19 protein-coding genes and 1 tRNA gene are annotated in these 20,365 nt (G+C 65.5%); 11 read left to right on the top strand and 9 right to left on the bottom strand.

Annotated elements, in window-relative coordinates:
* Positions 1-82: 82 nt before the first annotated feature.
* Genes EO245_RS05180 through EO245_RS05170 form a run of 3 tightly spaced genes read right to left on the bottom strand, consistent with a single transcriptional unit; the run spans position 83 to position 2,796 of the window.
* Positions 83-1,480 carry an SPOR domain-containing protein gene (locus EO245_RS05180; RefSeq protein ID WP_128891924.1) on the bottom strand — a complete coding sequence of 466 codons (1,398 nt, stop codon included), beginning with the start codon at positions 1,478-1,480 and terminating at the stop codon, positions 83-85.
* Between the two features lie 20 nt (positions 1,481-1,500).
* Positions 1,501-2,058, bottom strand: coding sequence for a hypothetical protein (locus EO245_RS05175; RefSeq protein WP_128891923.1), 558 nt, complete (start codon positions 2,056-2,058; stop codon positions 1,501-1,503).
* 21 nt (positions 2,059-2,079) lie between these two features.
* Positions 2,080-2,796: a ParA family protein gene (locus tag EO245_RS05170; protein WP_128891922.1), complete on the bottom strand. Its 717-nt coding sequence runs from the start codon at positions 2,794-2,796 to the stop codon at positions 2,080-2,082.
* A 213-nt stretch (positions 2,797-3,009) separates the two neighbouring features.
* Here EO245_RS05170 and EO245_RS05165 point away from each other — a divergent pair, with 213 nt between their 5' ends.
* On the top strand, positions 3,010-4,113 hold the full coding sequence (locus tag EO245_RS05165; RefSeq protein ID WP_199798684.1) for an SPOR domain-containing protein: 1,104 nt from the start codon (positions 3,010-3,012) through the stop codon (positions 4,111-4,113).
* A gap of 100 nt (positions 4,114-4,213) precedes the next feature.
* Positions 4,214-5,515 (top strand): DUF418 domain-containing protein, encoded by a 1,302-nt coding sequence (locus tag EO245_RS05160; RefSeq protein WP_128891920.1) that lies wholly within the window; start codon positions 4,214-4,216, stop codon positions 5,513-5,515.
* Positions 5,516-5,522: 7 nt separating this feature from the next.
* On the opposite strand, the gene EO245_RS05155 is transcribed toward EO245_RS05160, so the two are convergent.
* Together EO245_RS05155 and EO245_RS05150 are read right to left on the bottom strand one after the other, a co-directional pair.
* Positions 5,523-6,749, bottom strand: a complete 1,227-nt coding sequence (locus EO245_RS05155) for a dihydroorotase family protein (protein WP_128891919.1) — start codon at positions 6,747-6,749, stop codon at positions 5,523-5,525.
* Complete coding sequence (locus EO245_RS05150; protein WP_128891918.1) at positions 6,746-7,777, bottom strand: aspartate carbamoyltransferase catalytic subunit; 1,032 nt, start codon at positions 7,775-7,777, stop codon at positions 6,746-6,748. The genes EO245_RS05155 and EO245_RS05150 overlap by 4 nt, the downstream gene beginning before the upstream one ends.
* Before the next feature lie 114 nt (positions 7,778-7,891).
* On the opposite strand from EO245_RS05150, the gene sppA reads away from it, so the two are divergent.
* Positions 7,892-9,775, top strand: a complete 1,884-nt coding sequence (gene sppA, locus EO245_RS05145; protein WP_128891917.1) for a signal peptide peptidase SppA — start codon at positions 7,892-7,894, stop codon at positions 9,773-9,775.
* Between the two features lie 82 nt (positions 9,776-9,857).
* Positions 9,858-9,932, top strand: a tRNA-Val gene (locus EO245_RS05140).
* Positions 9,933-10,010: 78 nt separating this feature from the next.
* Here EO245_RS05140 and EO245_RS05135 read toward each other — a convergent pair.
* Positions 10,011-10,253 (bottom strand): hypothetical protein, encoded by a 243-nt coding sequence (locus EO245_RS05135; protein ID WP_128891916.1) that lies wholly within the window; start codon positions 10,251-10,253, stop codon positions 10,011-10,013.
* Positions 10,254-10,305: 52 nt separating this feature from the next.
* Positions 10,306-10,929, bottom strand: coding sequence for a TetR/AcrR family transcriptional regulator (locus EO245_RS05130; RefSeq protein WP_128891915.1), 624 nt, complete (start codon positions 10,927-10,929; stop codon positions 10,306-10,308).
* Between the two features lie 134 nt (positions 10,930-11,063).
* On the opposite strand from EO245_RS05130, the gene EO245_RS05125 reads away from it, so the two are divergent.
* Positions 11,064-13,379 carry a TonB-dependent receptor gene (locus EO245_RS05125; RefSeq protein ID WP_234026970.1) on the top strand — a complete coding sequence of 772 codons (2,316 nt, stop codon included), beginning with the start codon at positions 11,064-11,066 and terminating at the stop codon, positions 13,377-13,379.
* Here EO245_RS05125 and EO245_RS05120 read toward each other — a convergent pair.
* Positions 13,331-13,621 carry a hypothetical protein gene (locus tag EO245_RS05120; protein WP_128891913.1) on the bottom strand — a complete coding sequence of 97 codons (291 nt, stop codon included), beginning with the start codon at positions 13,619-13,621 and terminating at the stop codon, positions 13,331-13,333. The genes EO245_RS05125 and EO245_RS05120 overlap by 49 nt on opposite strands.
* Positions 13,622-13,696: 75 nt before the next feature.
* Here EO245_RS05120 and serS point away from each other — a divergent pair, with 75 nt between their 5' ends.
* The 4 genes from serS to EO245_RS05100 are packed head-to-tail and all read left to right on the top strand — an operon-like array spanning position 13,697 to position 17,630.
* On the top strand, positions 13,697-14,977 hold the full coding sequence (serS, locus tag EO245_RS05115) for a serine--tRNA ligase (RefSeq protein WP_128891912.1): 1,281 nt from the start codon (positions 13,697-13,699) through the stop codon (positions 14,975-14,977).
* Complete coding sequence (gene surE / locus EO245_RS05110; RefSeq protein WP_128891911.1) at positions 14,977-15,735, top strand: 5'/3'-nucleotidase SurE; 759 nt, start codon at positions 14,977-14,979, stop codon at positions 15,733-15,735. The genes serS and surE overlap by 1 nt, the downstream gene beginning before the upstream one ends.
* A gap of 13 nt (positions 15,736-15,748) precedes the next feature.
* Positions 15,749-16,519: a M23 family metallopeptidase gene (locus EO245_RS05105; RefSeq protein WP_128891910.1), complete on the top strand. Its 771-nt coding sequence runs from the start codon at positions 15,749-15,751 to the stop codon at positions 16,517-16,519.
* 7 nt (positions 16,520-16,526) lie between these two features.
* Entirely contained in the window at positions 16,527-17,630 is a 1,104-nt protein-coding gene (locus tag EO245_RS05100; protein ID WP_128891909.1) for a TrkA family potassium uptake protein, read from the top strand.
* 6 nt (positions 17,631-17,636) lie between these two features.
* On the opposite strand, the gene EO245_RS05095 is transcribed toward EO245_RS05100, so the two are convergent.
* Positions 17,637-18,035 (bottom strand): DUF1761 domain-containing protein, encoded by a 399-nt coding sequence (locus tag EO245_RS05095; RefSeq protein WP_128891908.1) that lies wholly within the window; start codon positions 18,033-18,035, stop codon positions 17,637-17,639.
* 88 nt (positions 18,036-18,123) lie between these two features.
* On the opposite strand from EO245_RS05095, the gene rimO reads away from it, so the two are divergent.
* Entirely contained in the window at positions 18,124-19,503 is a 1,380-nt protein-coding gene (rimO, locus tag EO245_RS05090) for a 30S ribosomal protein S12 methylthiotransferase RimO (RefSeq protein WP_128891907.1), read from the top strand.
* A 40-nt stretch (positions 19,504-19,543) separates the two neighbouring features.
* Positions 19,544-20,341, top strand: a complete 798-nt coding sequence (locus EO245_RS05085) for a transglutaminase family protein (RefSeq protein ID WP_128891906.1) — start codon at positions 19,544-19,546, stop codon at positions 20,339-20,341.
* Positions 20,342-20,365: the final 24 nt, after the last annotated feature.

Here is a 20,365-nt window from a genome sequence, read left to right as displayed (position 1 = left end):
GCAATCGCTCCACCGCAAAAAGACGATCGCCCTCCCGCGCGAAGCGGAAGGGCGACCATGGGGTATTCGGTTTTCTGCCGGATCAGCGGCGGGCGAGACGTACGCCCGTGTCGACGGCGCCCGGAAGCGGCTTGTTCGAGGCCCAGGCAATGCAGCCCTCGCCCTTCGCCTTCACGCTGTTGCACATGCTGCGCGCGCTGGCGTTCTTGAAGCCGCCGGCGGAGACCCGGTAGTAGGTCTTGCCGCGAACCACCGCCTTGGTGATGACCATGTCGTGCTGGGCCAGCTGCGGGTAACGCTTGAGGTAGATGCCCCATGCGCGCTGCGCGCCTGCTTCGCTCGAGAACGAGCCGAGCTGGATCAGCGTTTCGCCATCGACGACACCACGCGGCTGGCTTTCGGCGACGCGGGTCGTCGGAGCCTTCGAAACGGTGCGGGCCGGAGTCTTCTGGACGGTCGGGTTGGCAACGAATTTCACAGTGCTTTCAGCGAAGCGTTCGAGAGCCGGAGCGGTCGGAGCCGGAGCTTCGAAAGCCTGTGCGAACTGGGTCGGCTGCGTTGCCTGAGCCGGGGCCGGAGCGGCGACCGGAGCAACCTCTTCCACCTGAGCGACAGCCGGAAGCTCGCCGCCTACCGGAGCAAGCTTGGGCACGCTGTAAGCGGCAACCGGAGCCGGGCTGGCAGCCTGCGCCGCGACCGGAGCACGAGCGCCGTAGTCGGCACCGGTGGTCGAAGCAGCCAGCTCGACCGCACTCGGCGTGTGCGAAAGCGCGAGCTCGACCGGCTGGCCGGGGTCGCCGACAACCGGGACCGACAGCAGGTTGGCGACACGGTAATGCGTCTTGCTGGGCTCGATCGTCTGGGCCCATTCGGCGATGCGCGCACTGACCTTGTCGGCCGGCACGTCTTCCGCCGCCATCAGGCGAGCTGCACGCCAATTGCCCTGGAGCGCATAGGAATAGGCGAGGTTCTGGCGAACCTTCGGCGTGTTCTGGCCGTTGCGGATCGCATTGCCGAGGATGTGGACGCCCTGGTCCGGATCGCCGGCGAGCGCCATGGCGAGGCCGAGGTCGGCCGCGTCGATTTCACCGCGGTTCTGGTCGAGCACGTTTTGCGCAGTCGCGAAGTTGCCCACGGCGACTTCGGCCAGCGCATAGCTCAGCGCCGTGCGCGGCGAGCTGTCGCCAAGGTCCATCGCATCCTTGAAGCTCGTCGCGGCAGCACGGAAGCGACCGGCTTCCATGTAGCTCGCGCCGAGCATCGCACGATAGGAAGCGTTGCGCGGATCGGCACGGACGGCTTCTTCAGCGTGGACGATGGCCTGCGGCGTCTTGCCCTTTACCAGCTCGGACTGCGCCTTGCTGGCCGAAACGGTGGCCGGAGCCGCCGCCTTGGTGGTGCAACCTGCAAGCGCCGTCGTCGCCAGGGCGGTCGTGACCGCCAGCATGATGGTGCGATTGCGTTTTGCTTCCGTGTGCATCTGTCTTCCCCCGGTCCGGATTATTTGCGCGACATTTGCGCGGCGAGCGTTTCGAGTTCGGGCATGTCGCCCAGAAGGTGGTCGAGCGCTTCGGTCACCAGCTGCTGTGCGCTGCGATTGCGCATCGTGCTGGCGAGACGGAGCTTGAGGTGGCGATCGGCGTCGAGGCGCAGGGTGAAAGCGGCGCGCTTGCCGCGTTCGAGCGCACTCTTGCGCGGGCGTGCCGGAGCCTTGGCCTGGACCTTAGCCGGTGCCGGCTCTTCGAGGCGCTGTGCAATCGTGTCCTGCTGCTGGCGCACGGGCGGGACGGCTTCGCGGACCGAGGCCAGTTCGGCATCGGCGGCGAGATCCTGTTCGTGCGATTCGGCCTCGACTTCCGGATTGACCGGTTCGGGCGTCAGGTTGACGACATTTGCGGGACGTTCGTCCTCATCACCCATGTCGTTCCAGCCGAGATCTTCCAGGTTTGCGGCCTGGCCGGTCGGAATCGGGCCCAGCTGCGGGCGCATGGCGGGCTTGGCCCCACCCTTGCGAGCAAGGAGCGTCGGGCCGAGCGAGGCGAAATTCGGTTCGCTCATGATGCCTCTCTCCCTTCGCGCTTACTGCGCGACCCGGCGACCGAAGCCACCGGTAGGGCGATGCGCCGGAGCGACCTGCGACACCGAGTTCGGTGCAGCAAAGACGGTGCGGCGGAAATTCTTCTCGAGACGATCCGCGATGTAGTTCCACAGCGCGCCCACTTCGGCGGCGCTGCGGCTTTCCGGATCGACTTCCATCACCGTGCGGCCATCGATCATCGAGGCTGCGAAATCGGTGCGGTGGTGAAGCGTGATCGGAGCGACGGTCCCGTGCTGGCTCAGCGCGACGGCGGCTTCCGAAGTGATCTTCGCCTTGGGCGTGGCAGCGTTGACCACGAAGACGAGCGGCTTGCCGGCACGCTCGCACAGGTCGACGGTTGCGCCGACGGCGCGAAGGTCATGCGGGCTCGGACGGGTCGGGACGACGATCAGCTCGGCGACACCGATGACCGACTGAATGGCCATGGTGATTGCCGGCGGCGTGTCGATGACCGCGAGCTTGAAGCCCTGCTGGCGCAGGACCTGCAAATCGTTGGCGAGGCGCGCGACGGTAGTCTGCGCGAATGCCGGATACTCCGCTTCGCGCTCGTTCCACCAGTCGGCGAGCGAGCCCTGCGGGTCGATGTCGATAAGGACTACCGGGCCAGCGCCTGCGCGCTGGGCCTGGACGGCCAGATGCCCTGAGAGTGTGGTCTTGCCCGAACCACCCTTCTGCGATGCCAATGCCAGTACACGCAAAGCGCGATCCCCCTGTTCAGTCAATTACGAGCCGCCCAAACTGCGGTTCGGGGAATGGCTTCGCAGGATACCCCTAATTTTGGGTTAACGGGGCTTCACTAAGGACCGCTTCGAAACGCGCCCGGCGGGCCTGCGGCATAGAAACTCTTTGCTAACGCCTCGTTCACTATGTCACTCTGGATTCACACGGGGTTGAGAGGGTGCGCACTGTCCATGGGAACCGCTACTCGCATTGCCAGCTATCTTGCCGCTGCGGCCATGTTCGCCGCGGGCGCGCCCGCGTGGGCCGACGTCAAGGACGGGGTCGATGCCTGGGCGCGCGGTGATTATGCGAAGGCCGTCGCCGAATGGCGCGGACCGGCTGCGGCAGGCGATCCGGATGCGCAGTTCAACATGGCGCAGGCCTATCGACTGGGTCGCGGGGTCGAGGAAAATTCCCGCCAGGCCGAGATTCTCTACGCGAAAGCTGCCGCGCAAGGTCATCTGAAGGCAGCGGACAATTACGGCATATTGCTGTTCCAGTCCGGCCGCCGCGAGGAAGCCATGCCTTACGTCAAGGGCGCGGCGGAGCGCGGCGACCCGCGCTCGCAGTATTTGCTCGGCATCGCCCATTTCAACGGCGAGCTGGTCGAGAAGGACTGGGAACGCGCCTATGCGCTGATGACGCTCGCCAACGGAGCGGGCCTGCCGCAGGCCCCGCCCGCGCTGGCGCAGATGGACGATTTCATCCCGATCGACACGCGCGAGCGCGCGCAGATCCTTGCCCAACAGATCAAGCGCGACAGCGACACACGCCGCGCGCAGCAGATGGCGGCCGCCGATCTCGCGATCGAACAGCCGCAAGGCGCGCCTGCCGCTCCGGTGCAGCCGATCCGCCGCCTGCCGCAGCCGATTGCCGGGACCAACGTGCCTCCATCGATTGCCGCGGCACGCACCGCCATCGAGGAAGCCTCGCGCGTTACCGGGACGGAGAGCCCTGCGACCGCGGGCGCAGACTATGCTCGTCCCCGGACAGCGCAGGCACCGGCTCCGCAGCCGGCCGCTGCCCCTGCAGCCCGCCCAGCACCGGCCCCTGCCCCGACCGCGATGTCGGGGCCCTGGCGCGTGCAGCTGGGTGCATTCTCGGTTCGCGCAAACGCCGACAAGCTGTGGAACCGGGTAGCGGGCAATTCAGCGCTGGCAGGTGCGCAGAAGCTCGTCGTTCCGGCCGGCAATCTGGTGCGCCTCCAGGCAGGCGGGTTCGCGAGCCGAAGCGCCGCACAATCGGCCTGCGATACGCTCAAGCGCGCCGGACAGAACTGCCTCGTCACGCGATAGGCTGATTCTCCTCGCAAAATTGCGTCGATTACCCGTCGCACCTGCTGGTTTCCGGGAGGACAAGCTGCAATAAGCGCGGCCTGGACGGAGCGAGGGGCATATGAGCGGGGAAAATATCGAAATCGACGAAGGCAGCGCGGAGGCGATTGCGACGCCCGATCAGGCGAACGCGCCCGTTGCCAAGGCAGACCGGATCGCCAGCCTCGATTTCATCCGCGGCATCGCGGTGCTGGGTATCCTTGCGGCGAACATCGTTTCCTTCGGCCAGCCCTTCAACGCCTACATCTTCCCCGATGCCTTCCTGACCGAGCACGGTCCGACCGAGGACTGGATGTGGGTCGCCCAGTTCATCCTCATCGACGGCAAGATGCGCGGGCTCTTCACACTGCTCTTCGGCGCGGGGCTGGCGCTCTTCATGGAGCGCGCGTGGGAACGCGGTGCGACGCGCTGGCTGCAGGTCAGGCGCCTCGCCTGGCTGCTGCTGTTCGGCCTGTTCCACTTCTTCTTCCTGTGGCGCGGCGACATCCTCGCGCTCTATGCCACTGCCGGCTTCGTTGCAGTGCTGTTCCTGCGCTGGGCGGCGCGCGACCTGATGGTCATCGGGGTCCTCGGCTATCTCGGCGGCGCGGTCCTGATGGCTGCCATGATCTCGCCCGGCTATTTCGTTGCCGAAACTTCGCTGGGCGACAAGGCGCCTTTCACCAAGATGCGGACAGGCTTCGACGAAGCGAAGCAGAAGGCGATGGACGACGATGCGCTCGAGGCGAAGATCCTGACCGAGGGCAATTACGCCGATTTCGTGACGCATAACTTCACCAAGCACGGCACCGATCCGCTGATCACCCTTTCGCTTTTCCTGCTCGAAACGCTGCCGCTGATGCTGATCGGCATGGGGCTCTACAAGTTTGGCCTGTTCAGCGGAGGGTTCGACGCACGGCGGCAGCGATTGTGGGGCTGGGCCGGGTTGATCGTGGGCACAGCGCTGACGGTTCCCATCGCCCTGTGGGCGCATGGCGCGGGGCTGACCTACTGGAGTTCGATCGCGGCGCTGAGCGGTTTCGCCGGTGTTCCCCGCCTGCCGGTAATCCTCGGGCTTGCCGCGCTGCTGGCGCTATGGGGCAGCCATGCGAACGGCTGGCTCGCGCAGCGCTTTTCCGCGGCGGGCCGCGCGGCCTTCACCAACTACCTCGGCACCTCCTTCGTCATGATGCTCGTCTTCCACCCGTGGGCCGGCGGCCTGTGGGGCGAGCTGACACGCGGCGAGCTCTACCTCGTGGTGCTAGGCGCCTGGGTCGTAATGCTGGCGTGGTCGAAGCCTTGGCTCGAGCGCTATCGCTACGGGCCGCTCGAGTGGCTGTGGCGCTGCCTCACCTACTGGAAGCGCTTCCCGCTGAAGCGTTGAGCCGCGCCTAGAGGATCACGCCGCCCTTGATGACGCAGGTCGCGCGGCCCTGCGCGGGCTGGCCGTCGAACGGGGTATTGCCCGCAGCGGCCTCCATCTTGCGGCTGTCGACGATCCACGGCTTCTCCGCATCGACGAGGCAGATGTCCGCCTCGTAACCTTCGACCAGGGCGCCTGCGCGAACGCCGAGCAGACGTGCCGGGGTGGACGCAAGAAGCTCGAAGGCCCGCGCCTCGTCGATCACCCCGTCGCGCACCAGCGTCAGCGTCATGGCGAGCAGCGTTTCCGCCCCCGCCATGCCCGGCTCCGCATCGGAGAACGGCAGGCGCTTGTCCTCCGCACCGCGCGGGTCGTGGCCGCTCGCGATCACGTCGATCGTTCCGTCGCCGATCGCCTCGATCACGGCCTTGCGATCCTCTTCACTGCGCAGCGGCGGCGAGAGACGGGCGAAGGTGCGGAATTCTGCCGTCGCGAGGTCGGACAACATGAAATGCGCGGGCGTTACCCCGGCGGTCACGTTCACCCCGCGCGCCTTCGCGGCTCGAACGAGATCGAGCGCGACGCGGGTCGTCACCTGCCGGAAATGGAGCCTCGCACCCGACAATTCGGCAAGCGCGATGTCGCGCGCGACTGCCAGAGCCTCTGCCTCGGCAGGCGCGCTCGGCAGGCCGAGGCGGGTCGCCATTTCACCCGCTGTCGCAACGGCGGAACCGGCGAGCGCCGCGTCCTCCGCGTGAGTCACCACGACGAGGTCGAGCATGGCGGCATATTGCAGCAGGCGCAGCATGGTGCCGGAATCGGCAATCCAGCGCCGCCCGGTCGCAACGCCGCGCGCGCCTGCATCGCGCATCAGGCCGATTTCGGCGAGTTCGGTCCCCTCGAGACCGCGCGTCGCAGCGGCAAGCGGGTGGACCCACAGGTCGGGCTTGCCGCTCTTGGCGATGAAGTTGATCCGGCTCGGATAGTCGAGCGGCGGGGACTGGTCGGGCATCAGCGCTGCCCGCGTGATGCCGCCGAAATGGAACGCGGGCTTGTCGACCCGGAATACGCCGAAATCGACGAGGCCCGGCGCGACGATCTGCCCTCGCGCATCGAGCCCTTCCTCGCCTTCGCCCGGTTCGAGATCACCGATCGCCTCGATCGTGCCGTTCGCCAGCCTGATCGCGCCTTCGCGCAGGCCTTCGGGCGTCACCAGCCTGCCGCCGGTGATGGTCAGGGGAGCGGTCTGTTTCATTGCCATTCCCCGTCGTTCCAGCCTTCGACCCCGCGCGCCCTGCGCGTCAGCACGTCGAGGCTCGCCATGCGGATGGCGACGCCCATTTCGACCTGCCGGGTGATAATCGAGCGATCGAGCATGTCGGCCACGTCGCTGTCGATCTCGACCCCGCGGTTCATCGGCCCCGGGTGCATGACCAGCGCATCGGGCGCACAGCGTTCGAGACGCTCTTTCGTGAGACCGTAGAGGTGGTGATACTCGCGCGCCGAGGGAATGAATTGGCCGCTCATCCGCTCGGTCTGCAGGCGCAGCATCATCGCGACGTCCGTCCCGTCGAGCGCAGCTTCGAAATCGTGGAACGGTTGCGCGCCCATCGCCTCGATCCCTGCAGGCATCAGCGCGGGCGGCGCGCACAGGCGCACGCTCGCGCCGAGCGCGGTAAGGCAAAGGATGTTCGAACGCGCGACGCGGCTATGCAGGATATCGCCGCAGATCGTGACGGTGAGGCCGGTGAAGTCCTCGTTGTCCCACCCGCGCTCCGCCAGCGCATGACGCAGTGCCAGCGCGTCGAGCAGGGCCTGCGTCGGATGTTCATGCTGGCCGTCGCCCGCATTGAGGACCGGGCAATCGACCTTGCTCGCGATCAGGTCGACCGCGCCGCTCGATCCGTGACGGATGACGATTGCATCGGCGCGCATGGCATTGAGCGTGATCGCGGTATCGATCAGCGTCTCGCCCTTTTTCACGCTCGACTGCGCGGCATGCATGTTGACCACGTCTGCACCGAGCCGCTTGCCCGCGATTTCGAAGCTGAGCAGCGTACGGGTCGAGTTTTCGAAGAAGGCGTTGATGATCGTCAGCCCGGCGAGCGCATCGACATGCTTGGTCGATTGCCGGTTGAGATCGACCCATTGCTCGGCCTCGGCCAGCAGGAAGAGGATTTCGTGCCGCTCGAGATGTGAAATGCCGAGCAGGTCGCGATGCGGAAAGGCGCGCCGACCCGCTGGAAAGCGGCCGGGCGACGTCGAGATCGGCTTACCTGTCATTAAAGGGGGGCTGTTAGTCGAGTGATGTCAGCCGCTCAAGCGGATTCGACTGGAAACTCGCGCCCTTGCCGCTTACGTCAGGCACAAGGGGCTAATCGCAGGACAGGAAATTCAATGGCATTCGCAGGCAAGGTCTGGAAACTTCTGGTCGGCATCAAGGACGGGCTCAGCCTGGTATTCCTGTTGCTGTTCTTCTGGGCGCTATTCGCAATCATGACCGCACGGCCGAGCCCTGCGCAGGTTCGCGAAGGCGCGCTGCTGATCCAGCTCGACGGCGTGATCGTCGAGGAAAAATCCGAAGTCGATCCGCTCGCGGCCCTGCTCACCGGGCAGGAACCGATGGGTGAATACCAGGTCCGTGACCTCGTCCATGCACTCAACGAAGCGGCGACCGACGACCGGATCAAGGCCGTCGTCATCGACATGTCGGAGTTCCTCGGCGCGGGCCAGGTCCACCTGCAGTCGGTCGGCGCGGCGCTCGACCGCGTTCGCGCGGCTGACAAGCCGGTCCTCACCTATTCGATGGGTTACGGCGACGCGCACATGATGCTCGCCGCCCATGCCAGCGAAGTCTGGGTCGACCCGCTCGGCGGCGCGCTGATTGCCGGCCCCGGCGGTTCGCAGCTCTACTACGGCGAGCTGCTCGAAAACCTCAAGGTCAACGCGCGGGTCTACAAGGTCGGCAGCTACAAGTCGGCGGTCGAGCCTTTCTCGCGCAGCGACATGTCGCCCGAGGCGCGTGAAAATGCCGAAGCGCTCTACGGCGCGCTGTGGGAAGAATGGCAGGCCAACGTCAAGAAGGCTCGCCCGGGTGCGGATATCGACCGCGTCACCGGCAGCCCCGTCGAATGGATCCAGAGCAAGGATGGCGACCTCGCCACCGCTGCGCTCGACGCTGGCCTTGTCGACAAGCTCGGCAGCCGCATCGAATTCGGCGAGCGCGTCGCGGAACTCGTCGGCGAAGACCCGTGGGACGATACCCCGGGCAGCTACGCCTACACCGAGCTCGACCCGTGGCTGTCGGACAATTCGCCTGACAAGCCCGGCGATGCGATCGGTGTTGTGACCATCGCAGGCGTGATCGTCGATGGCGATGCAGGCCCGGGCACGGCCGGCGGCGAACGCATTGCCGACCTGCTCGACGATGCACTCGACGAAGATCTCAAGGCACTGGTCGTCCGGGTCGATTCGCCCGGCGGTTCGGTCACCGCTTCGGAGGAAATCCGCCAGGCGATCCTGCGCCACAAGGCGAAGGACATCCCGATCGTGGTCTCGATGGCCAATGTCGCTGCAAGCGGCGGCTACTGGGTCTCGACCCCGGCGGATCGCATCTTCGCAGAGCCTGAAAGCATCACCGGTTCGATCGGCATATTCGCGGTCGTCCCGACGTTCGAACGCGCCGCTGCCGACCTCGGCGTTTACGGGGACGGTGTGCGCACCACGCCGCTGTCGGGCCAGCCGGACCTGATCGCCGGGTTCACGCCGGAGATCGATTCGATCCTGCAGGCCTCGATCGAGAACGGCTATTCCGACTTCCTCACCCGCGTTGCTGAAAGCCGCAAGATGACGACCGAGCAGGTCGACACCGTCGGCCAGGGCCGCGTCTGGGACGGCGGAACGGCGCGCCAGATCGGTCTCGTCGACCAGTATGGCGGTATCGAGGATGCCCTCGCCTACGCCGCCGAGCAGGCGGGCCTTGGCGAAGGCGACTGGCATGCGCGCTATCTCGGCAGTGACATCGGCGGCTACAACACGCTGCTCGCGACGCTGCTGACCAACGACAGCGAAGCTCCGCAAGGTGGCGGCGACATCTTCTCGATGGTCGCGCGCCAGCAGAACGCGCTGCTCGGCCAGGTCGCTAACGACCTCGACATGCTGATGTCGGTGCGCGGCATGCAGGCCTACTGCCTCGAATGCCCTGCCCAGCCGCGCGCTCTTGCCGCTGGCGAGGCGCAGGGCGGGTGGCTGTTCAAGGCCGCGAAGCTCTTCGCCGAGTAACGAGAAGTCTTGTATTCCGGCAAGGGGCGTGGCAAAGGCGCGCCCCTGCCGGGACGAGGCCTTTCAGGTCGTCTCACAAGGCGGGCGCGTAGCTCAGTGGTAGAGCACACCCTTCACACGGGTGGGGTCGCAAGTTCAATCCTTGCCGCGCCCACCATTTCTTCCTCGGAAATCGGCCAAGAAAAAAGGCGCGCGGTTCGATCCGCGCGCCTTTTTCGTTCGTGTCAGGCTTCGCTCAGGTAGCCGACGGCGATACCTTCGGCGGGGTCGGCGTGGTTTCTTCCTGCTTCTTCTTGTCCATGTAGCGTTTCGCGAAGTAGCCGCCTGCCGTGATAGCGACGAGAGCCGGGAGGCTCAGCCGCTTGGCGATTGTGGCTGCACCGACACCCAATGCGGCACCCATCGGGCCGCCAACGGTACCAGTGGTGGAACTTGCGAGTTTCGAGCCGGCGAATGCGCCGATAAGCTTGCCAATCATGTCAATCTCCTTTGCCCGAACAACGGCTTGGCAGCCGCACGGTTCCGGGAGATCAGCGTTTCCTCAAGCCGTCGGCGAGCAGTTCGTTGGCGATGCCGGCAATGCTATCGGCGTCCATCTCGCCCTTGCCCCAGATAGCATATCGCAGGCCGAGGAAGACGTTCATTCCCATCAGCGCCCAGGCATGGGCCTCATGCGGTTCGGCGCGTAACTCACCCTTGGCCGCGCCTTCACGCAGGCGCTCGAGAATACGCGCCGCAATCGTCTCGTAGTGGCCGCGATAGCTCGCCGGATCGACGAATTCGGCCTCGTCGATGATGCGGTAGACTTCCTTGTGCTCGCTGGCGAAGCGCAGGAAGGCGGCGAGCGCCTCGCGTTCTATCGTCAGCGCATCCATCGGCTCGGTCAGCGCATCGCGTGCGGCGGTCTTCACCGCCTCGCTCATGTCGCTCACCAACGCGCGGAAAATCGCGTCCTTGGAATCGAAATAGGTGTAGAAACTGCCCAGCGCGACGCCGGCGCGGCGAGTGATCCCGCTGATCGAAGCGTCGTGGAAACCCTTTTCGCCGAACTCGGTTGCGGCAGCGTCGAGCAGCTTGCGCAGGGTCTTGCGCCCACGCTCGGTGCGCGGCGCCTTGTGCGCATCGATAGCGGCGGTCCCCGAACCCCTCTCCATTCCATGATGCTAGGTCGCTTTGACCCAATCCACAAGACTAAACTTGAAAGTTGGTTCAGGTTTCAATATTGAGCGGGGAAAGAGACAATCAGGGAGAGGATTCGATGTCTTTTTCGCCACCTCGTTTGGCTGCCATGCTGCTTGCCGGCTCGGCTGCAATTGCTTTCGCCCCGGCGTCGGTTTCCGCGCAGGAAGTGGATAGCGACACCCGTGCCACCAATGATGCGAGCGACGGCCCCATCGTCGTCACCGCCCGCCGCCGCGAGGAGCGGATCACCGACGTCCCGCTTTCGATCACCGCCGTCTCGGGCGAGCAGCTGAGCAAGTCCGGCACGCTCGACATCACCGAAATCGGCCAGGAAGTGCCCAACCTCACGCTCGAGGTCAGCCGCGGCACGAACACCACGCTGACCGCCTTCATCCGCGGCGTCGGCCAGCAGGACCCGGTCGCCGGCTTCGAAGCGGGCGTCGGCCTCTATGTCGACGATGTCTATCTCAACCGCCCGCAGGCGGCCGTGCTCGATATCTACGACGTCGAGCGGATCGAGGTGCTACGCGGCCCGCAGGGCACGCTCTACGGTCGCAACACGATCGGCGGCGCGATCAAATATGTCACCGCGCGCCTGCCCGAGGACACCTCGGTCAAGATCCGCGGCACCTATGGCAGCTACGACCAGGCCGACCTGATCATCAGCGCCTCCACCCCGCTGACCGATAATCTGCGCATCGGCGCGAGCGGTGCTCGCCTGTCGCGCGGCGGTTTCGGCGACAACCTCGTCCAGCCGGGCGTCGAGAACTACAACAAGGACGTGTGGGCAGCGCGCGGCACGATCGAATTCGACAACGGCCCGCTCTTCATCCGCCTGTCGGGCGACTATGTGAAGGACGACAGCGACCCGCGCCAAGGCACGCGTCTCATCCCCGGCCTGCTTTCGGGCGCGCCGGTGCTCGACGACGTCTACGACACCCGCTCCGGCCTCAACGTGGTCGACCAGGAAGTCGAAGCCTATGGCGGCGCGCTGCAGATCGCTGTCGAGGTTTCCGACACGATCACGCTCAAATCGATCACCGGCTACCGCGAGGACAAGTCGACCACGCCGATCGATTTCGACAGCCTGCCCGCAGCCGACCTCGATGTGCCGGCGATCTACGAGAACGACCAGCTGAGCCAGGAATTCCAGCTGCTCTACGAAGGCGACAGGCTGAATGGCGTCATCGGGGCATACTACCTCGATGCGAATGCCTTCACCGCGTTCGACGTGGCCCTGTTCACCACCGGTACGCTCATCAGCCTGCCGGGCCTCAATGCGCAGACGCTGGGCGACGTCGATACCGAGACCTTCTCGGTCTTCGGCGACTTCACCTACGACTTCACCGATAGGCTGAGCGTATCGCTCGGCGGGCGCTATACGTGGGACAAGCGTTCCAGCCGCATCCTGCGCACCACCTTCATCGGCGGCTTCTCGGACCTGTTCCCGCCGTCCACCGCGATCCCGATTGCGGTCACTTCGGACTTCGAGGGTAGCGAGACGTTCAAGGAGTTCACTCCGCGTGCCTCGATCAGCTTCAAGCCGAACCAGAACCACAACATCTATTTCACCTATTCGAAAGGCTTCAAGGGCGGCGGCTTCGACCCGCGCGGCCAGAGCACGGCGGCGCCCGACCTCGATGGTGATGGCGATGTGGATTTCGACGACCAGTTCAATTTCCTGCGCTTCGCACCGGAAAAGGTCGACAGCTTCGAACTGGGCTGGAAGGCGTCGCTGCTCGACAATCGCCTGAATGTCGCTCTCGCCCTGTTCAAGGGTGACTATACCGACATCCAGATCCCCGGTTCGGTCGGCCTCGATACGAACAACGACGGGATCAACGACACTTTCATCGGCATCACCTCCAACGCAGGCGACGCGGACGTCAACGGCTTCGAATTCGAAGGCAACGCGCTCGTCGGCAAGGACTTCGCGGGCCTCGGCAGCCGTTTCTCGGTGAATTGGGCGGTCGGCTATGTCGATGCGGAGTACAACCAGTTCATCGACGCCTTCGGCAACGATGTCGCCGACCAGCGCGTGTTCCAGAACACGCCGGAATGGACGCTCAACACCGGCTTCGATCTCGGCCTGCCGGTCGGTCCGGGCATCGTCGATTTCCTCGGTTCGATGTCGATGCGTTCGGATGCGAGCCAGTTCGAAGTGCCGAACCAGTTCCTCGACCAGGACGGTTTCGTCCTGCTCGATGCGAGCATCGTCTACACCTCGGATGACGATCGCTGGTCGATCGGCGTCCACGGCAAGAACCTGACCGACAAGCGCTATATCGTCGCGGGCTACAACTTCGTGGCAGGCGGTGTGAACGGGCAGCCGATCGTGCCGACGCTCGGCCTCGAAGGCACGCTGACCGGCTTCTACGGCGATCCGCGGCGCTTCTTCGTGACCGGCGAATTCCGCTTCTGACCCAGTCGAGGTGACGGGCCTCCATCCCGTCGCTTCGCCCTCGACCGCGCAGCTTCCACCGTGAAGCTGCGCGGTCTCTGGTTCCACTCCCCTTCCGCGAACACCACCGTATCGCCCGGCGCGACGTCGTCGGCGGCATAACGGTCCCAGTCGCGGTGGATCATGTCGGGCGGGCCGAATACGCGCCGCGCATTCCAGTACCGGTCGTCCCGGAAGCCGACGAAGTGGACGAGGCGCGTCATGACCGGTCAAATCCCCCGCTCGCGCGGGCGTTCCGGTGCTTGAAGGCCCTCGCAAAACTCTCCATAGCGCGCGCCATGCATGACATCCGCTTTATCCGCGACAATCCCGACGCATTCGACGCCGCCCTCGCCCGCCGCGGCGCGGAGCCGGTGGCCGGCACCATCCTGAAGCTCGACGCCGAACGGCGCGAGGTTACGACCAGGATGCAGGAGGCGCAGAGTCGCCGCAACGAGGCGTCGAAGGCGATCGGCCAGGCCATGGGCCAGGGCGACAAGGACAAGGCCGAAGCGCTCAAGGCCGAAGTCGCCGAGATCAAGCGCACCCTGCCCGAACTCGAGGAACGCGAGCGCGAACTCGGCTCGCAGCTCGAGGACATGCTCGCCCGCATCCCCAACATGCCGGCCGACGACGTACCTGAGGGCGACGACGAGGAAGGCAATGTCGAGATCAGCCGCTGGGGCGACCCGCGCGCGTTCGATTTCGATGCCAAGGAACACGCCGATATCGGCCCCGCGCTGGGCATGGATTTCGAGACCGGTGCCAATATCTCGGGCGCTCGTTTCACGTTCCTGCGCGGCGACATGGCGCGCCTCCACCGCGCGCTCGGCCAGTTCATGCTCGACCAGCAGACGCGCGAGAACGGCTACACCGAATGCAACCCGCCCGTCCTGGTGCGCGACGAGGCCATGTACGGCACCGACAAGCTGCCCAAGTTCGCCGAAGACAGTTTCCGCACGACCGATGGCCGCTGGCTCATCCCGACGTCCGAAGTCAGCCTGACCAGCTCGGTCATGGGCGAAATCCTCGACGACAGCGCGCTGCCGATGCGGCTGACCGCGCTCACCCTGTGCTTCCGCTCCGAAGCAGGCGCGGCGGGCAAGGACACGCGCGGTTTCATCCGCCAGCACCAGTTCGAGAAATGCGAGCTCGTCAGCATCTGCCGACCGGAAGAGAGCGAGGCCGAGCACGAGCGCATGACGGCTGCGGCAGAAGGCATCCTGCAGGCACTCGAGCTGCCCTATCGCAAGATGCTGCTGTGCACCGGCGACATGGGCTTCGGCGCACGCAAGACCTACGACCTCGAGGTGTGGCTGCCCGGCCAGGGCGCCTATCGCGAAATCAGCTCCTGCTCGAACACCGGCGACTTCCAGGCGCGCCGCATGAACGCGCGCTACCGCCCCGAGGGCGAGAAAAAGACGCAGTTCGTCCATACGCTCAACGGATCCGGCCTCGCGGTCGGGCGCACGCTCGTCGCGGTGATCGAGAATTACCAGCAGGCCGACGGCAGCGTCACGGTTCCGACCGCATTGCAGCCTTATATGGGCGGCGTAACCGAGCTGGAGCCGACCCGATAATGCGCATCCTCCTGACCAATGACGACGGCATCAACGCCCCCGGCTTCGCGGTCCTCGAAGAGATCGCCCGCACGCTGAGCGACGATATCTGGGTCTGCGCCCCGTCGGAGGAACAGTCGGGTGCCGGTCACTCGCTGACGCTCAACGAGCCGGTTCGCCTGCGCAAGCATGGCGAGCGGCGCTATGCCGTCACCGGGACGCCGACCGACAGCGTGATGCTCGCGCTGCGGACCGTCCTGAAGGACGCGAAGCCCGACCTCATCCTCTCGGGTGTCAATCGCGGGGCAAACCTCGGCGACGACATCACCTATTCGGGTACGGTTTCGGCTGCGATGGAGGGCGCGCTTGCGGGCATCCGCTCGATCGCGCTGAGCCAGGTGCTGAACCGCGAGGCCGAGCACGAAGCCTTCTCCGCCGCGCGCGAGTGGGGCGCCAAGGTGCTTCGCCCGCTGCTCGACCTCGACTTTGCCGAGCGCACGCTGGTCAATGTGAATTTCCCGCCCAAGGCAGCCGACGCGGTGAAAGGCATTCGCGTCGTGCGGCAGGGCTTCCACGACTACTCGCGCGGCAGCGTGGTCGAGGGACGCGATCCGCGCGGGCTCAAATATTACTGGTTCGGCCTCCACGCGATCGAGCACACGCCCGATCACGGCACCGACCTCGAAGCGATTGCCGACGGTTATATTTCGGTGACGCCGCTGCGTCCGGAATTGACGCATGAATCCTCGCTCGGCACATTGAGCGAAAGGTTCGCCTGACCGGAGTAACTCCATGAAACGTCTCGCTTTGCTCGCCCTCGCCCCGATACTCGTCGCGGCGGGCAATCCGGCAACCGAGACGGAGCATGTGGTGACCGAAGGCGAAACGCTCGGCGGGATCGCGAACCGTGCGGGCGTTCCCGCATCGGTGATCGCCGCGGCCAACGGCCTGGTCGAACCTTACAACGTGCGCGTCGGGAAGACGCTCGCGATACCGCGCCAGCGCGTACACCTCGTCAAGGAAGGCGAGACCGGCTTTTCCATCGCGGTCAGATACGGGGTCGATTTCGACCTCATCGCGATCGCGAACGGGCTGGAGGAGCCCTACACCATCGCGCCCGGCCAGAAGCTCATCATCCCTGCCGTGGTCGCCGCACCGCAGTCCGCGCCGCAGCAGGCCCGGACCGAGCCCTATTTCCGCCGCCCGCACGATGGCGCAACGCTGCTCGGCTTCCAGCGCGCGGGCGACAAGGGCCACGAAGGGATCGATATCGCCGCACAGCCCGGCGACATGGTGCGCGCCTCGGCTTCAGGCTCGGTCGTCTATGCGCAGGAGGATTCCGGCCGGTTCGGGCGGCTGGTGGTGATCGACCACGGAAACGGGTGGCGCACGCGATATGGCCACCTCTCGCGCATCACGGTGAAACTGGGCGATGTCGTGAAGACCGGCGAGCGCATCGGCCTTGCCGGAAGCGCGGGCGAAGCGACCCGCACCGAGCTCCATTTCGACATCCTCAAGAACAACGTGCCCGTTGACCCGGCGCAAAAGCTGCCGCAACGCTGAGCGCGCAATGAGTAGCTCCACGGATCGCATCGTGCCGGAGAAGACTGCGCGCGTCGTTCGCGGCCGCAGCTTCAAGCCGCTGCGCCGCGCCGTGAAGGTGCCGGTCTGGGGCGATCTCGGCATTCGCCTGGGCCTTGCGCTGTTCCTCGTCGGCATCGTCGTGATGATCCACTGGTGGGATCGCGAAGGGCTGGTCGACAACCTTGATGGCGAGGTGAGCTTCCTCGACGTCGTCTACTTCACCATGATCTCGATCACCACGACCGGCTTCGGCGACATAGCGCCGATCAGCGACCGCGCGCGGTTGGTCGAGGCCGTCATCGTGACACCGATCCGCTTTGCCGTCTTTTTCATCTTCGTCGGCACGGCGTATAACTTCATCATCAAGCGCAGCTGGGAGAAATGGCGCATGGCCCGCATCCAGGAAAAGCTGACCAACCACATCGTGGTCCTGGGCTACGGCGTCTCCGGCTCGGAAAGCGTGCAGGAACTCATCGACCGGGGCACCGACCCGAGTTGCATCGTCGTGATCGACCCGAGCGAAGAGCGGCTGGTCGAGGCGGAAAAGATGGGCTGCAACGTCATGGCGGCCGACGCGACGCGTGACGAGACGCTGGAGGCGGTACGTATCCGCGAGGCGGACAATGTGCTCGTCTCGGCCGGGCGCGACGATACCTCGATCCTGATCGTGCTGACCGTCCGCCACCTCGCGCCGCATGTCCCGATCAGCGTGGTCGTGCGCGCCGACGACAACGAGTTTCTCGCTCGCCAGGCGGGCGCGAACAACGTCATCAACCCGGTTCGCTTCACCGGCCTCCTGCTCGCAGGCAGCGCCAAGGGGGCGCATATCGCGGACTACCTCGCCGACCTCGCTTCGGTGTCGGGCCGCGTGCAGTTGGTCGAGCGCAAGATCACCGAAGAGGAATGCGGCTGCTCCATCTCCGAGCTGAGCTCGGGCGGACGCGGCTTGCGGGTCTATCGCGGCGGCAAGGTGCTCGGCTTCTGGGAAGAAGAGTGCCAGAACCTGCTGCCCGGCGACGTGATTGTCGAGATCGTGCCCACCGTAACCGGCGAGGAGCACGGCGACGGGCATAACGGCTCGCGCGGCTGACGCGCCTCAGTTGAACTGGGTGAAGACCAGCCCCATCGCGGTCATGCCGAGAATGAAATGTCCGGCATCGATGGCGAACAGCTTCCCGCTCTTGCGCTGATAGAGATAGTTGATCCCGATCGCCGGCGTCATGACGAAGGCGCCGAAACCGACCGAAATCATCATCACCGCCCGGTCGCTCGCGCCGGTCATCGCGAACTGGTGGGCCAGCACCAGCGCGATCAGCATCTCGAACAGGAAAGTGAGGCCGAAGATCAACGGCATGTTGCCGGTCTGGACGTCCTCGTCGCTCAGGCCCGCTGCAGCCTGCCACGCCTTGCCGAACAGCAGCCCGTACCAGATGAAACCGACGACGAAGAATGCGACTGCCGCCAGCACTATCGGCAGGATCGAAATGTTGCCCATGATATCCCTCCCTTTCGCGCCCCGCCTTCGGGGATAGCGCAAAGCGGCAATCGCGTGTAGAGGCGCGCGCAATCCCGGATTGATTGACATGAACACCACCACCAAACTCCCCGACCAGAAGAAGGTCGGCATGGTCAGCCTCGGCTGCCCCAAGGCGCTCGTCGATTCCGAGCGTATCCTCACGCGCCTGCGTGCCGACGGCTATGCCATGAGCCCCGATTACGCCGGCGCCGACGTTGTGCTGGTGAACACCTGCGGCTTCCTCGATTCCGCGAAGGAAGAGAGCCTTGCCGCGATCGGCGAGGCAATTTCCGAGAACGGCCGCGTGATCGTGACCGGCTGCATGGGCGAGGAAGCGGACGCGATCCGAGCCGCCCACCCGCAGGTTCTCGCCGTGACCGGCGCGCACCAGTACGAGCAGGTGGTCGAGGCGGTGCACACCCATGCCCCGCCGAGCCAGGGGCCCTTCGTCGACCTGATCCCGCAACCCTCGGAAGCGGACATCAAGCTGACCCCGCGCCATTACAGCTACCTCAAGATTTCCGAGGGCTGCAATCACTCCTGCGCCTTCTGCATCATCCCGCAGCTTCGCGGGAAACTCGCCAGCCGACGCGTAGATGCGGTGCTGCGCGAGGCGGAAAAGCTCGTCGCTGCCGGCACGAAGGAATTGCTGGTCATCAGCCAGGACACCTCGGCCTATGGTGTCGATACCCGCCATGAAGAGCGCGAGTGGAAGGGCCACCTGGTCCGCGCCCATATGACCGACCTTGCCCGCGAGCTCGGCCAGCTGCGTACCGAGGAAGGCCGCGCCCCGTGGGTCCGGCTGCACTACGTCTATCCCTATCCCCACGTCGATGCGGTTATCCCGCTGATGGCCGAGGGACTGCTGACGCCCTATCTCGACATTCCCTTCCAGCATGCCGCACCCAATGTGCTGCGCGCGATGAAGCGTCCGGCGAACGAGGCCAAGGTGCTCGAACGCCTCAGGAAATGGCGCGAGATCTGCCCCGACATCGCGATCCGCTCCAGCTTCGTTGTCGGTTTTCCGGGCGAGACGGAGGACGATTTCCGCTACCTCCTCGAATGGCTCGAGGAAGCGCAGCTCGACCGCGTCGGCGGATTCCGTTTCGAGCCGGTCGAAGGCGCTGCGGCGAACGACCTGCCGAACCCGGTGCCGGAAGAGGTCAAGGAGGAGCGCTACGCAAGGCTGATGGAAGTCACCGAGCGTATCTCGACCGCCAAGCTCGCGGCCAAGGTCGGCAAGACCATTCCCGTCATCATCGACGAGGTCGGCGAACCGGACGAGGACGGCGACATCGGCGCGACGGGCCGCAGCCAGGCGGACGCACCCGAGATCGACGGCGCAGTCTACCTGCGCAATGTCGCCGCGACGCTGAAGCAGGGCGATATCGTCGACGTCACCATCGAAGACGCCGACGCGCACGACCTGTTCGGAGTGCCCGCCTGAATCCGCGAAACGAATTGGGCGGGGAGGCATTGGGACAGTGATGACCCTTTCCATTTCCGCCCGCTTCGCTTTCGAAACCGACCAGCCGACCGACGTGCTGCTGCAGTTCGAGGCTGCGGCCATTCCCGAGCAGCGGATCGGCAAGGCCAACACGTCTTTGACACAGGCCGAGCATTGCGCGCGCGTGCCTGCCGAAGACGATATCGGCGAACGTATCTGGCTGCGCTCGCAAGGGCGCTTCGACGTCGAATATTCGGCGGAAGTGACGATCGAGCGGCTGCTGCCCGATCTCGGCACGCTCGAGGCCCTATCGCCGCATGAAATGCCCGGAGAGGCGGTCAAATACATGCTCGATTCCCGCTATTGCCCGGCGGACAGCTTCCAGAGCTTCGTCGAGGGCGAATTCGGCGGAACCTTGGGCGGTGCAAGGGTCGATGCGATCCGCCAGTGGATTGCCGACCATTTCGACTACGCGCCCGGTTCGAGCCATGTGAACACGACCGCGCGCGACAGCTTCATCGAGCGGCGCGGGATATGCCGCGACTTCGCGCATGTACTCGTGACGCTCGCCCGCGCATCGACCATCCCTGCCCGCTATGTCGCCTGCTATGCGCCGCGCGTCGAGCCGCAGGACTTCCATGCAGTCGCCGAAGTCTTCCTCGCCGATCCGACGGTCGAGGGCGGCGGTGCCTGGCATATCGTCGATGCGACCGGCATGGCCGATCCCGCCTTCACCGCGAAGATCGGCGTCGGGCGCGATGCGGCGGACGTCAGCTTCCTGACCAGCTTCGGGCCGAGCAATTTCCTTTTCAGCGAGGTCCGCGTCGAGAAACTTTGAATACGATTGCGGCACATGGCGCGC

It is taken from the genome of Erythrobacter sp. HKB08, from assembly GCF_004114695.1.
GTDB lineage: Bacteria > Pseudomonadota > Alphaproteobacteria > Sphingomonadales > Sphingomonadaceae > Parerythrobacter_A.
This window is presented reverse-complemented; position numbering and strand designations above follow the sequence as displayed.

Coding starts and splice junctions, on each gene's coding strand:
- EO245_RS05180 (WP_128891924.1), bottom strand. CDS start 1,480: ATGCACACGGAAGCAAAACGCAATCGCACCATCATGCTGGCGGTCACG.
- EO245_RS05175 (WP_128891923.1), bottom strand. CDS start 2,058: ATGAGCGAACCGAATTTCGCCTCGCTCGGCCCGACGCTCCTTGCTCGC.
- EO245_RS05165 (WP_199798684.1), top strand. CDS start 3,010: ATGGGAACCGCTACTCGCATTGCCAGCTATCTTGCCGCTGCGGCCATG.
- EO245_RS05160 (WP_128891920.1), top strand. CDS start 4,214: ATGAGCGGGGAAAATATCGAAATCGACGAAGGCAGCGCGGAGGCGATT.
- EO245_RS05155 (WP_128891919.1), bottom strand. CDS start 6,749: ATGAAACAGACCGCTCCCCTGACCATCACCGGCGGCAGGCTGGTGACG.
- EO245_RS05150 (WP_128891918.1), bottom strand. CDS start 7,777: ATGACAGGTAAGCCGATCTCGACGTCGCCCGGCCGCTTTCCAGCGGGT.
- sppA (WP_128891917.1), top strand. CDS start 7,892: ATGGCATTCGCAGGCAAGGTCTGGAAACTTCTGGTCGGCATCAAGGAC.
- EO245_RS05135 (WP_128891916.1), bottom strand. CDS start 10,253: ATGATTGGCAAGCTTATCGGCGCATTCGCCGGCTCGAAACTCGCAAGT.
- EO245_RS05130 (WP_128891915.1), bottom strand. CDS start 10,929: ATGGAGAGGGGTTCGGGGACCGCCGCTATCGATGCGCACAAGGCGCCG.
- EO245_RS05125 (WP_234026970.1), top strand. CDS start 11,064: ATGCTGCTTGCCGGCTCGGCTGCAATTGCTTTCGCCCCGGCGTCGGTT.
- EO245_RS05120 (WP_128891913.1), bottom strand. CDS start 13,621: ATGACGCGCCTCGTCCACTTCGTCGGCTTCCGGGACGACCGGTACTGG.
- serS (WP_128891912.1), top strand. CDS start 13,697: ATGCATGACATCCGCTTTATCCGCGACAATCCCGACGCATTCGACGCC.
- surE (WP_128891911.1), top strand. CDS start 14,977: ATGCGCATCCTCCTGACCAATGACGACGGCATCAACGCCCCCGGCTTC.
- EO245_RS05105 (WP_128891910.1), top strand. CDS start 15,749: ATGAAACGTCTCGCTTTGCTCGCCCTCGCCCCGATACTCGTCGCGGCG.
- EO245_RS05100 (WP_128891909.1), top strand. CDS start 16,527: ATGAGTAGCTCCACGGATCGCATCGTGCCGGAGAAGACTGCGCGCGTC.
- EO245_RS05095 (WP_128891908.1), bottom strand. CDS start 18,035: ATGGGCAACATTTCGATCCTGCCGATAGTGCTGGCGGCAGTCGCATTC.
- rimO (WP_128891907.1), top strand. CDS start 18,124: ATGAACACCACCACCAAACTCCCCGACCAGAAGAAGGTCGGCATGGTC.
- EO245_RS05085 (WP_128891906.1), top strand. CDS start 19,544: ATGACCCTTTCCATTTCCGCCCGCTTCGCTTTCGAAACCGACCAGCCG.